Consider the following 12,312-nt stretch of genomic DNA (forward strand, 5'->3'; position numbering starts at 1 on the left):
GCGCGAATGGCGAGTAGCGAATGGCGAATAGGGAAGGGTGCAGCACCTTCCGCCTACTCGCTATTCGCTACTCGCCATTCGCTATTGGCTTTTTCTTTTTGTTACAGCCGCTCGACGATCGTCACGTTGGCCATGCCGCCGCCTTCGCACATGGTCTGCAAACCGTAGCGCTTGTTGCGCTGCTTCAGCGCATGTAGCAGCGTCGTCATCAGCTTGGTGCCGCTGCCGCCGAGCGGATGGCCGAGCGCGATCGCGCCGCCATTGACGTTGAGCCTCGCCGGATCGGCGCCGGTGGTCTTCAGCCACGCGGTCGGCACCGAGGCGAACGCCTCGTTGACCTCGAACAGGTCGATGTCGTCGATGGTCATGCCGGCCTTCTTCAGCGCGCGCTGGGTTGCCGGCAGCGGCGCTTCCAGCATGATCACGGGATCGCCGCCGATCATGGTCATGTGATGGATGCGCGCCATCGGCGTGAGGCCGAGCGCCTTGAGGCCCTTCTCGTTGACCACCATGACGCCGGAGGCGCCGTCGCAGATCTGGCTGGCGCTGGCCGCGGTCAGCTTGCCGTTCTCGGCGATCAGCTTGACGCCCTTGATGCCGTCGAGGCTGACGTCGAAGCGGATGCCTTCGTCGATGTGGTGGGTATCGGTCGAGCCGTCGGCGCGGGTGATTTGCACCGGCACGATCTCGTCCTTGAAGGCGCCCGCTTGTGTCGCCGCGATCGCGCGCTGATGGCTGCCAAAGGAGAATTCGTCGAGCTCATCCTTCGACAGGCCGTACTTCTCGGCCATCATCTCCGCGCCGGTGAACTGGCTGAACACGATGTTGGGATATTTCGCCTCGATGCCCGGGCTCTTGTAATGGCCGAAGCCGTTCTTGGCGGGCAGCGAGGAGGCGAGGCCCATCGGCACGCGGGTCATCGATTCCACACCGGCGGCGATCACGCAGTCCATGGTGCCAGACATCACCGCCTGCGCCGCGAAGTGCAGCGCCTGCTGCGAGGAACCGCATTGGCGGTCGATCGAGGTCGCCGGCACGCTCTCCGGCAGCTTCGAGGCCATCACAGCGTTGCGCGCGATGTTGGTGGATTGCTCGCCGGTCTGCATCACGCAGCCCATGATCACGTCCTCGACCTGCGCGGGGTCGACGCCGGTGCGGTCGACCAGCGCGTTGAGCACGGTCGCGGCCAGATCGGCCGGATGCCAGCCGGCGAGACGCCCTCCCTTGCGGCCGCCCGCGGTGCGAGCGGCGGCGACGATATAGGCCTCGGCCATGTCTGATCTCCCTGATGTTTCCGGATTGGGGTTTGTAAGTTGGGCCGGATTTAAGGGACGGCTCAGCATTTAGTCAATCAATCAATTAACTCTTGAGTGCAGCCCCGCCATGGGCTTATGTGCGGCCTCGATTGAACGTCGAGCAGATCGAGCCAAGATCGAGCCGAGACGGGCTCGGGACACAGAGCGGGATCAGAGCGCAGTTGAATACCAGCGTACCGACGAAACTTCCGGCCGGCAAAAATGCCACCGCGGACAAGCTATTGGTCGCAGCCAGCGAGCTGATGATTGAGCGCGCCTCGATCGAGGTCTCGCTATCCGACATCGCGCAAAAGTCGGGCGTCAACGCAGCGCTGGTGAAATATCATTTCGGCAACAAGGACGGGCTGTTGCTGGCGCTCTTGGCGCGCGACGCCGCCACCGAGATGTCGCAGCTCGAATATCTCATCAGCCAGCCGATCACGCCGTCCGCGAAGCTGCGGCTGCATATCGGCGGCATCATCCGCGCCTATCACCAGTTCCCCTATATGAACCGGCTGATCCATTATCTGCTGCACGAGAGCTCGCAGGAGGCCGCGGACGAGGTGTCGAAATTCTTCGTCGCGCCGCTGCTGGATTTCCATCGCCGGCTACTCGCCGAAGGCGTCAAGGCCGGCGAATTCCGCAAGATCGATCCGGTGCTGTTCTACACCAGCCTGATCGGCGCCTGCGATCATCTGTTCTTCGGCCGCCACGCGATGTCGCGCGCGGTCGGCGTCGGTCCGGTCACCGACGAGGTCTGCCGCGAATACATCAAGCACATGGAAGCCTTGATCTTCGGCGGCGTGCTGGAAGCGAAAGAATTGCGGATGGCGAATAGCGAGTAGCGAATGGGGAGAGGTCATCTCTTCCACTCGCCATTCGCTACTCACCATTCGCCATAACCAAGTCTAGAGAAGAAACGCCCAAGGAAAGGTTATTCCGATGCAGTTGAAAGACGTTGCCGTTCTCATCACCGGCGGTGGCTCCGGCCTTGGTGCCGCAACCGCGCGCGCCATGGCCGCCAAGGGCGCCAGGATCGGCGTGATCGACCAGAACAAGGAAAACGCCGAGAAGGTCGCCGCCGAGGTGAAGGGCGTCGCCCTGCATGCCGACGTCACCGACGAGGACGCGATCAAGGCTGCGATCGCCAAGGCCGAGGCGGCGCACGGCATCGCGCGCGTCTTGATGAACTGCGCCGGCATCGGCGGCTCGCAGCGCATCGTCGGCAAGGACGGCGTCTATCCGCTGGCGAAGTTCGTCCGCATCATCAACGTCAACCTGATCGGCACCTTCAACGTGCTGCGCCTGTTTGCCGAGCGGCTGGCCACCGAAGCCCCGATCGGCGAGGAGCGCGGCGTCGCCATCAACACCGCATCGGTTGCGGCCTATGAGGGCCAGATCGGTCAGATCGCCTATTCCGCCTCCAAGGGCGGCGTCGTCGGCCTCACGCTGCCGGCCGCGCGCGACCTCGCCAGCCTGAAGATCCGCGTCAACACCATCGCGCCGGGCCTGTTCCTGACGCCGCTGCTGATGGGTCTCAACGAGGAAGCGCGCAAGAGCCTGGGCGCACAGGTGCCGCATCCGGCCCGCCTCGGCGACGCCTCGGAGTACGGCAACCTCGCCGTCCACATCGTCGAGAACCCGATGCTCAACGGCGAGACCATCCGCCTCGACGGCGCCATCCGCATGGCCCCGCGCTAGCGCAGGCGCCGCTCTTCTTTCCCTTCTCCCCCTGTGGGAGAAGGTGGCGCGGACGCAGTCCGCGACGGATGAGGGGTTCTCTCCCCGGAGACAGACCCCTCACCCAATCGAATGCAAAGCTGACAGCGAACATGCCCTCTCCCACAAGGGGAGAGGGCGCAGCAACGAGCATCGCGTTCGCTGAACGGGCGGGAGCAGGAAGTGACGAATCCGCTGCTGATCGAACATCACGACGGGGTCGATTGGGTCACGCTCAATCGCCCCGAGAGCCTCAACGCGCTCGATCCCGCGCTGATCGATGCGCTCAATAGCTACTTCCAGGGCCTGCAGCGCAATCGTGACACCCGCGTCGTGGTGCTGAAGGGCGCCGGTCCGAATTTCTGCGCCGGGCTCGACCTCAAGCACGCGATGGCCCGTCGCGGTGGGCAGACCGAGCCGCCCGGCGTCACCGAGTCGCTGGACTCGCAGCGCCGCATTGCCGACATCGTGATGCTGATGCGGCGCTGTCCGCAGCCGATCATCGCGCTGGTGCAGGGCGCGGCGGCCGGCGGCGGTTTTGCGCTGGCGCTCGCCGCCGACATCCGCATCGCGGCGACAAACGCGCGGATGAATTGCGCCTTCATCAAGCTCGGCCTCGGCGGCTGCGACATCGGCACCAGCTATTTCCTGCCGCGCCTCGTCGGTGTGTCGGTGGCATCGGAGCTGATCCTCACCGGGCGCTTCATCCATGCCGATCGCGCGCTTGCCGTCGGCCTGGTGTCCGAGGTGGTCGAGGTCGCCGATCTCGATGCCGCGGCCAATCCTTATGTCGAGGCGATGATGACGGCCTCGCCGGTCGGTCTGCGTCTGTCGAAGGAATGCATCAACATGAGCGTCAATGCCGGCTCGATCGAGGCCGTGATTGCGATGGAGGATCGCAACCAGGTGCTGTGCAGCCGCTCGGAAGATTTTCAGGAAGGCATCAGGGCCTTCCTTGAGAAACGAAAGCCTGTCTATATCAGGCGCTGATAAAAAGTCCGCAAAGGACAAGAAATTCCGGGAGACGCAAAATGGATGGAGACGCGGCGATGCTGACGAAACCTGGCTTTCGCAAGGTGGATTGGCTCGCACGTGACATCGCGGTCGAGCGGCGTGCCGACGGCACCGTCATCCTGAAGTCGCGGATTCCGCTGCAAGCCTACGAGACGCACATCCCGGCCTATCTCGCCAAATGGGCGACGCAGGCGCCGGAGCGGATCTGGCTCGCGCAACGCGGCGGTCCTGATCGGCAGTGGCGCAAGGTCTCCTATGGCGAAGCCAAGCGCACCGTCGATGCGCTGACGCAAGGCCTGCTCGATCTCGGCGTTGGTGACGGCCGGCCCGTCGCGATCCTGTCCGGCAATTCGATCGAGCACGCGCTGATGACGCAGGCTGCGATGCAAGCGCGGCTGCCGGCCGCGCCGGTGTCGCCGGCCTATTCGCTGATGAGCCAGGATCATCTCAAGCTCAAATACCTGTTCAACCTGATCAAGCCTGCCGTCGTGATGGTGCAGGATGGCCCGGCTTTCGAGAAGGCGCTCAGGGCGCTCGATCTCACCGGCATCACGGTGGTTCACGTGCTGCGCCCCTGCGAAGACATCAAGAGCGTGGCATTTGCCGATCTCGCGGCTGCGACGGTGACGGCCGATGTCGAGGCGTCGATCGCGAAGATCACGCCTGCGACCACAGGCAAGCTGCTGTTCACGTCGGGCTCGACCGGCATGCCCAAGGCCGTCATCAACACCCAGCAGATGATGTGCGCCAACGCGGCGATGATGATGCAGGTGCGGCCGCGCGAAACCAATGGCCCGATCCCGACTGTGCTCGACTGGATGCCGTGGAATCACACCATGGGCGGCAACGCCGCATTCAATCCGGTGCTGGTCGATGGTGGCACGCTCTATATCGACGACGGCCGGCCGATGCCGGGCCAGCTCGAGGAGACCATCAGAAATCTGCGCGAGGTTTCGCCGACCTATTACGCCAACGTGCCGGCCGGCTATGCCGCGCTCGCTTCCGCCATGGAGAAGGACGAGGCGCTGTGCGCGAGCTTCTTCAAGAACCTCTCGATCATGGCCTATGGCGGCGCGCGGCTGCCCGACGATCTCTACGACCGCATGCAGGCGCTGGCGGTGAAGACGACAGGCGAGCGCATCGTGTTCTACACCGGCTGGGGTTCGACCGAGACCGCACCGACCTCGACCGGCACCTATTGGGACACCGAGCGCGTCGGCCTGATCGGCCTGCCGTTCCCCGGCGTCGAGCTGAAGATGGTGCCGTGCGGCGCCAAATACGAATTGCGGCTGCGCGGCGTCAACGTCGCGCCCGGCTATTTCGGCCAGCCCGATCTCACCGCGAAGATGTTCGACGAGGAAGGCTTCTACTGCATCGGCGATGCCGGCGTGTTCGTCGATCCCGACGATCCGTTGCAGGGCATCATCTTTGCCGGCCGCGTGGTCGAGGACTTCAAGCTGACCACCGGCACTTTCGTCCATGTCGGCTCGCTACGTACCGATGCGATCGCGGCCGCGACGCCGGTCGTGCATGACGCGCTGGTTGCGGGGCAGGATCGTGAGTTCATCGGCCTGTTGTGCTGGCCGAACCTGCACGCCTGCCGCCAGCTCGTCGGCAATGCGGACGCGAGCTACGAGGACGTGGTCCGGCATCCCGAGGTGGTCGCGCGCCTCAAGAACGGTTTGCAGGCGCACAATGCGTCGACCACCGGCAGCAGCATGCGGATCGCGCGGGCGATGCTGATGGCAGAACCGCCGTCGATCGACGGCAACGAGCTCACCGACAAGGGCTACATCAACCAGCGCGCCGGCCTCGAGCGTCGCGCCGCACTGGTGGAGAGGCTGTATGCCGGCAAGCCCGGCGACGACGTGATCGTGTTGTGATGAAGCTCTCTCAACACGTCATTCCGGGATGCGCCGAAGGCGCAGGCCCGGAATCCATTAAGCCGCATGATCTGCGGCTCGATGGATTCCGGGCTCGCGCTTCGCGCGCCCCGGAATGACGGCCAATTGAAACGACAAGGACCGAGAAGGTAACGCCATGAATTTCGATTTCTCCGACGAACAGAAGCAGATGCGCGACGAGGCGCGGAAGTTCCTCAGCGAGCAGTGCCCGCCGAAGGCCGTGCGCGAGGTGCTCGACGGCAAGGCGCCCTACAACAAGTCGCTGTGGAAGGGCCTCGCCGAGATGGGCTTCCTCGGGGTTGCGATCCCCGAACAGTTCGGCGGCGCGGGCGCCGGCCATCTCGAGCTCTGCGTGATCGCCGAGGAAATGGGCCGCGCGCTGGCGCCGGTGCCGTTCTCGTCCACGGTCTATCTCGCCGCCGAAGCGATCCTGATCGCGGGCAGTGACGCGCAGAAGCAGAAGTGGCTGCCGAAGATCGCCTCGGGCGACGCGATCGGCACGCTGGCGCTGTTCGAGGGTAAGGGCAATCCGTCGCCGAAGGCGATCAAGCTCACGGCCAATGGCGGCGTGCTCAACGGCGTCAAGAAGCCCGTGCCGGATGGCGCGATCGCCGATTTCGCTGTTGTCGCTGCGCGCACCGGCTCAGCCGGACGCGAGTCCGATATCGCGCTGTTCATCGTCGATCTCAAGGCCGGCGGCATCGAGGTCAGGTCGTTGACCAACATCGATCTCACCCGTGGCCAGGCCGAGATCACCTTCAAGGACGCCAAGGCCGAGCCGCTCGGCGCGGCCGGCGAGGGCTGGAGCGTCATCACCCAGGTGCTGGATCGTGCGGCCGTGTTGATGGCGTTCGAGCAGGTCGGCGGTGCCGACCGCGCGCTGGAGATGGGCCGCGACTACGCGCTCGATCGTATCGCGTTCGGCCGTCCGATCGGCTCGTTCCAGGCGGTCAAGCACATGCTGGCCGACATGTATGTGTCGGCGACGCTGGCGCGCTCGAATTGCTACTACGGCGCCTGGGCACTCTCGACCAATGCCGCCGAATTGCCGGAAGCGGCAGCCGCCGCGCGCATCAGCGCGACGCAGGCGTTCCAGCACTGCGCCAAGAACAACATCCAGGTGCATGGCGGCATGGGCTTCACCTGGGAGTTCGACTGCCACATGTACTACCGCCGCGCCAATGCGGTGGCGCTCGGGCTCGGCAGCCTGTCCTATTGGGAAGACGCGCTGATCGATCGCATGCGCAAGAAGAACGCGGCGTAACAGTTGGTGATTTGTAGGATGGGTAGAGCGCAGCGAAACCCATCATGACGCGGGTGGTCCAAGAGATGGGTTTCGCTTCGCTCGACCCATCCTACGACACCGGCGAAGGATGACAGACCATGAATTTCGACGACACCCCGCAGGAGGCCGCATTCCGCGCCGAGGCGAAAGCCTGGATCGCGGCCAATGCGCCGAAGCAATATGAGGACGAACTGCGCAAGGCCTCGCTCGGCCGCGTTGCGCTCACGGGCGCCAACATTCTCGAAGTGGCAAAAGCCTGGCAGAAGAAGAAGGCCGACGCCGGCTGGGCCTGCCTGCACTGGCCGAAGGAGTATGGCGGCCGCGGCGCCTCGCCGATCGAGCGCGTGATCTGGCAGCAGGAGGAGGGTCCGTTCGGCCGCCTGAGCTCGATGTTCATCATCGGCCACGGCATGTGCGGCCCGACCATGATGGCGTTTGCCGGCGAGGAGCAGAAGCGCAGATATCTACCGCCGCTCGCCTCCGGCGAGAAGATCTGGTGCCAGCTGTTCTCGGAGCCCGCCGGCGGCTCCGACGTCGCCGGCCTGCGCACCCGCGCCGAGAAGCAGGGCGACGAATGGGTGATCAACGGCCAGAAGATCTGGACCTCGGGCGCGCACTACTCCGACTACGGCATTTTGCTGACCCGCACCGATCCGACCGTGCCGAAGCACAAGGGCCTCACCATGTTCTTCCTGGACATGAAGAGCCCGGGCGTCGAGGTCAGGCCAATCAAGCAGGCGAGCGGGGCGTCGGACTTCAACGAGGTCTATTTCACCGACGTGCGGATTCCGGACGCGCAGCGGCTCGGCAATGTCAATGACGGCTGGAACGTGTCGCTGACCACGCTGATGAATGAGCGCATGTCGATCGGCGCCGGCGTCTCGACCGGCTTCCCCGAGCTGTTCGACTTCTGCAACAGCCTGATGCTGGAGGATGGCCCCGCGATCGAGAACCGCGCGGTGCGCTCCAAGCTCGCCAATTGGGCGGTGAAGGCGAGCGGGCTGAAATACACCAGCATGCGCGCGATCTCCGCACTCTCTCGTGGCGAACGCCCGGGACCGGAGAACTCGATCGGCAAGCTGGTCGCCGGCTCGATGATCCAGGACGTCGCGACCTACGCGCTCGACCTGCAGGGCGCCGCCGGCGCCTTGAGCGGATCCGAGGATGCCGAGGTCACCGGCAAATTCCAGGCGATGCTGCTGCGTGCGCCCGGCACCCGCGTCGAAGGCGGCACCGACGAGATCATGCGCAACATCATCGCCGAGCGCGTGCTCGGTCTGCCCGGCGACATCCGGGTCGACAAGGACGTTCCCTTCAACAAGATCCCGACCAAGGGAAGAAACTAGCCGTCATTCCGGGGCGGCGCGCAGCGCCGAACCCGGAACCTGGAGATTGTGGATCGAGATTCCGGGTTCGCGCTTTGCGCGCCCCGGAATGACAGAACAAAGGAGCCGCCATGAATTTCGATGACACGCCGCAGGAAGCCGAGTTCCGCAAGGTTGCGCGCGACTGGATCGCGGCCAATGCGCCGAAGGAGTTCGAGGAGGAGCTGTCAAAATCCTCGCTCGGCCGCATCCGGCTCGCCAAGCACGACATGGTCGAGGTCGGCAAGGCCTGGCAGAAGAAGAAAGCCGAGGGCGGCTGGGCCTGCCTGCACTGGCCGAAGGAATATGGCGGCCGCGGCGCCACCCCGATCGAGCGCGTGATCTGGCAGCAGGAAGAAGGCGTCTACGGCAAATTGACCCAGCCGTTCCAGATCGGCGAGGGCATGTGCGGCCCGACCGTGATGGCCTGGGGCTCTGAGGACGCCAAGCGCCGCTATCTGCCGAAGCTTGCCTCCGGCGAGGAGATCTGGTGCCAGCTGTTCTCCGAGCCGTCGGCAGGATCCGACGTCGCAGGGCTGCGCACCCGCGCCGAGAAGACGGGCGACAATTGGGTCGTCAACGGCCAGAAGATCTGGACCTCGGGCGCGCATTACTCCGACTACGGCCTGTTGATCGCGCGCACCGATCCCAATGCGCCCAAGCACAAGGGCCTCACGATGTTCTTCCTCGACATGAAGAGCCCCGGCGTCGAAGTGCGCCCGATCAAGCAGGCCAACGGCATGCAGGAGTTCAACGAGGTCTATTTCACCGACGTCGTGATCCCGGACAGCCAGCGGCTTGGCGCGGTCGGCGAGGGCTGGAGCGTGTCGCTGACCACGCTGATGAACGAGCGCATGTCGATCGGCGCGCGGCTCGCCACCGGCGTGCCCGAGATGTTCGAGTTCTGCTCCAATCTGATGCTGGAGGATGGTCTTGCGATCGACGATCCGGCGGTGCGATCCAAGCTCGCGAGCTGGGCGGTGAAGGCGAGCGGGCTGAAATATACCAGCTACCGCGCGATCTCGGCGCTCTCGAAGGGCGAGCGTCCGGGTCCGGAAAACTCCATCGGCAAGCTGGTCTCCGGCCTGATGCTGCAGGACATCGCGACTTATGCGATGGACCTTGAAGGCGCCGCAGGCAGCCTCACCGGCACCGATGAGGAGCAGGCCAACGGCCAGTTCCAGCAGATGCTCTTGTCGTCGCCCTCCATGCGCATCGCCGGCGGCACCGACGAAATCCTGCGCAACATCATCGCCGAGCGCGTGCTGGGTCTGCCCGGCGACATCCGGGTCGACAAGGACGTGCCCTACAACAAGATCCCGACCAAGGGGCGGGGCTAGTCGTCATTCCGGGGCACGCGAAGCGTGAACCCGGAATCTCGAGATTCCGGGTTCGATGCTTCGCATCGCCCCGGAATGACGAAAAAAGGAGAACAGCATGGACGCGAAAACACCCGGCGCGCGTTACGCGACCGAAGACCGCATCGGCGCGCTCGAGGAGTTGCTCAACGAGCGCTATTCGGTGCGCGCGTTCCAGCCGCGCGAGGTGCCGCGCGAGACGATCGAACATGTGCTCACCACTGCGCAGCGCACCGCGTCCTGGTGCAACAGCCAGCCCTGGCAGGTACTGATCGTGTCCGGCGAAGCCAAGGAACGCTTCCGCAAGGCGATCTACGCCGAGGCCTCGCGCGGTCTCGGCGATGATTACGACTTCACCCCGCCGCGCGAATATGTCGGGGTGTATCTGGAACGCCGCCGCGAGAGCGGCTTCCAGCTCTACAACACGCTGGGCATCGCGCGCGGCGACAGAGCGGCGTATGCCAAACAGGCGCTGGAGAACTACAATTTCTTCGGCGCGCCGCACATTGCCGTGATCCATACCAATGAGCCGCTCGGCATCTATGGCGCGGTCGACTGCGGCGGCTATGTCTCGAACTTCATGCTGGCCGCGCAGGCGCTCGGGCTCGGCACCATTCCGCAGGCCGCGATCGCGCGCCATTCCGGCCTGATCCGCCGCCATTTCAACCTGGCCGATGACCGCCGGGTTGTCTGCGGCATCTCGTTCGGCTATGCGGATCATGCGCACAAGGTGAACAGCTACCGCACCTCGCGCGCGACCGTGGCGGATACTGTCACATTTGTGGATGTATAATTTTCCCCAAGGCGGGCGCTTCCTCCCGCCGAGGACAAGAAGACGCGACAAGAAGAACGACAAGAACAACAATGGCGAATAACGCCTCCCTGGCGCCGGCGGAGATCAGCTGGCAACCTGCACCGTCTGCCCGCGCTCGAGCGCGACGCCTACGTCGCCGCGCATTATCTCGGACAGCCCGTTGCCTGGAAGACCCGTTTCTTCGACGCGATCGATTGGAACGCGGGCTCGGTGCTGCAATTCAGTTTCCTGCAGCGCGGCTGGCACCGTCATTCCCGGCTCGACAATCCGATCTATGCCTATATCGACATCGAGCAACATCCGGAAACGCGCGGCCTGCGCCGCGGCCGGCGGATCGACCTCGAGGGCACGATCAAGGGCGTCGATTTCGTGACCGGGATTACGCTGACGCTGGACAAGTTCGAGATTCTGCCGGTCAATTTTCTCGACCGCTTCGTGATCAGTTCGGACAGCCGGTACTACTAAGCATGATCCGGAAAAGTGCGAAGCGGTTTTCCGAGAAAGATCATGCTCAAATAACGACTCAGCGCTTGCGTCCCGCCATGGCCGGCGCGGCGGTGCATCCACATAGCGCGCGGCCATCGCGCCGGTCAGCTCGGCCATCTTCTCGCGCAGCCCGTCAGGCGCGATCACCTCGGCCTCGGCGCCGAGCCGCAGCAATTCGGTCGCGGCATGCCACACCGTCTTGCCGACCGGCATGGTGGCGACGCGCCAGCCGTCGGCATCGGTGCCATCGGTGAGCCGCATCCGCGCCTTGACGTAAGGATGCGCCAGCGCATCGAACAGCTTGAGCCCGAGCGGCGACAGCCGCACCGTGGCCTGGTTCGGATGCAGCTCGGCCTCGAGCCGCTCGATCGAGGCGCGCCAATAGCCGGCGAGGTCGAAATCCGTCGGCCGCGCGAACGGCGTCTCCAGCACCGTGCAGTCCAGCACCCGTGCGACACGATAGCTGCGCACGCTGTTGTCGACGAGGCCGGCGAGGTACCAGCTGCCCCCCTTCAGCACGAGGCCGAGCGGCGCCACGCGTCGCCGCTTCTCGGCCTTCCAGCTCTGGTAGCGGATCTCGATCAGATTTTCGCGCAGCACGGCGCCGGCGATGGCGCGCAGGTGCTTCGGCTCCTCGGTCTCGCCGAACCAGCCGGGCGCGTCGAGATGGAAGCGCTGCTGCATGCCCCGTGCGTTGGGTCGCAAATTCTCCGGCAGCGCCGCCATCAATTTGCTCTGCGCCGCCGACATCGCCGCATCGAGGCCGAGCGCGGCGGCGGGGCCGGGCAGGCCGGCCATGAACAGCGCCTCGGCTTCGCCCTGCGACAGCCCGTTCAGCCGCACCCGATAGCCGTCGAGCAGCCGATAGCCGCCCTCGGCGCCGCGGTCGGCGTAGACGGGGACGCCCGCGGCGGCGAGCGCGTCGATGTCGCGATAGATGGTGCGCACCGAGACCTCGTTAGCCTCCGCCAACTCGGGCGCGGTGGCCTGTCCCCGCGCCTGCAGGGTGGTGAGGATGGAAAACAGCCGGCTTGCACGCATGGCCGGATCATACCTGACACAAGATGTCAGGT

The 12,312-nt window shown here is 64.9% G+C and carries 9 protein-coding genes and 1 pseudogene; 8 read left to right on the forward strand and 2 right to left on the reverse strand.

What is annotated here, in order from left to right; all coding sequences use genetic code 11:
- Positions 1–101 precede the first annotated feature (101 nt).
- Positions 102–1,274: an acetyl-CoA C-acetyltransferase gene (locus ACVINW_RS14300; RefSeq protein WP_456751889.1), complete on the reverse strand. Its 1,173-nt coding sequence runs from the start codon at positions 1,272–1,274 to the stop codon at positions 102–104.
- A 203-nt stretch (positions 1,275–1,477) separates the two neighbouring features.
- Here ACVINW_RS14300 and ACVINW_RS14305 point away from each other — a divergent pair, with 203 nt between their 5' ends.
- From ACVINW_RS14305 to ACVINW_RS14340, 8 genes are all read left to right on the forward strand, one after another.
- The gene (locus tag ACVINW_RS14305; RefSeq protein ID WP_456751890.1) at positions 1,478–2,140 is read left to right on the forward strand and encodes a TetR family transcriptional regulator; all 663 of its coding nucleotides are present in this window, start codon (positions 1,478–1,480) and stop codon (positions 2,138–2,140) included.
- A 97-nt stretch (positions 2,141–2,237) separates the two neighbouring features.
- Positions 2,238–2,996 carry an SDR family NAD(P)-dependent oxidoreductase gene (locus ACVINW_RS14310; protein ID WP_456751891.1) on the forward strand — a complete coding sequence of 253 codons (759 nt, stop codon included), beginning with the start codon at positions 2,238–2,240 and terminating at the stop codon, positions 2,994–2,996.
- A gap of 201 nt (positions 2,997–3,197) precedes the next feature.
- Complete coding sequence (locus ACVINW_RS14315) at positions 3,198–4,004, forward strand: enoyl-CoA hydratase/isomerase family protein (protein ID WP_456751892.1); 807 nt, start codon at positions 3,198–3,200, stop codon at positions 4,002–4,004.
- A gap of 41 nt (positions 4,005–4,045) precedes the next feature.
- Complete coding sequence (locus tag ACVINW_RS14320; protein ID WP_456751893.1) at positions 4,046–5,911, forward strand: AMP-binding protein; 1,866 nt, start codon at positions 4,046–4,048, stop codon at positions 5,909–5,911.
- 157 nt (positions 5,912–6,068) lie between these two features.
- Positions 6,069–7,196: an acyl-CoA dehydrogenase family protein gene (locus ACVINW_RS14325; protein WP_456751894.1), complete on the forward strand. Its 1,128-nt coding sequence runs from the start codon at positions 6,069–6,071 to the stop codon at positions 7,194–7,196.
- 119 nt (positions 7,197–7,315) lie between these two features.
- Positions 7,316–8,563 carry an acyl-CoA dehydrogenase gene (locus ACVINW_RS14330; protein ID WP_456751895.1) on the forward strand — a complete coding sequence of 416 codons (1,248 nt, stop codon included), beginning with the start codon at positions 7,316–7,318 and terminating at the stop codon, positions 8,561–8,563.
- A 110-nt stretch (positions 8,564–8,673) separates the two neighbouring features.
- Complete coding sequence (locus ACVINW_RS14335; RefSeq protein ID WP_456751896.1) at positions 8,674–9,921, forward strand: acyl-CoA dehydrogenase; 1,248 nt, start codon at positions 8,674–8,676, stop codon at positions 9,919–9,921.
- 97 nt (positions 9,922–10,018) lie between these two features.
- Positions 10,019–10,732, forward strand: a complete 714-nt coding sequence (locus ACVINW_RS14340; RefSeq protein WP_456751897.1) for a nitroreductase — start codon at positions 10,019–10,021, stop codon at positions 10,730–10,732.
- Between the two features lie 588 nt (positions 10,733–11,320).
- Here ACVINW_RS14340 and ACVINW_RS14345 read toward each other — a convergent pair.
- A pseudogene (locus ACVINW_RS14345) lies at positions 11,321–12,280 on the reverse strand (helix-turn-helix transcriptional regulator); the annotation flags it as partial.
- Between the last annotated feature and the right edge of the window lie 32 nt (positions 12,281–12,312).

This window comes from Bradyrhizobium sp. USDA 4461 (assembly GCF_054055655.1).

Coding starts and splice junctions, on each gene's coding strand:
- ACVINW_RS14300 (WP_456751889.1), bottom strand. CDS start 1,274: ATGGCCGAGGCCTATATCGTCGCCGCCGCTCGCACCGCGGGCGGCCGC.
- ACVINW_RS14310 (WP_456751891.1), top strand. CDS start 2,238: ATGCAGTTGAAAGACGTTGCCGTTCTCATCACCGGCGGTGGCTCCGGC.
- ACVINW_RS14320 (WP_456751893.1), top strand. CDS start 4,046: ATGGATGGAGACGCGGCGATGCTGACGAAACCTGGCTTTCGCAAGGTG.
- ACVINW_RS14325 (WP_456751894.1), top strand. CDS start 6,069: ATGAATTTCGATTTCTCCGACGAACAGAAGCAGATGCGCGACGAGGCG.
- ACVINW_RS14330 (WP_456751895.1), top strand. CDS start 7,316: ATGAATTTCGACGACACCCCGCAGGAGGCCGCATTCCGCGCCGAGGCG.
- ACVINW_RS14335 (WP_456751896.1), top strand. CDS start 8,674: ATGAATTTCGATGACACGCCGCAGGAAGCCGAGTTCCGCAAGGTTGCG.
- ACVINW_RS14340 (WP_456751897.1), top strand. CDS start 10,019: ATGGACGCGAAAACACCCGGCGCGCGTTACGCGACCGAAGACCGCATC.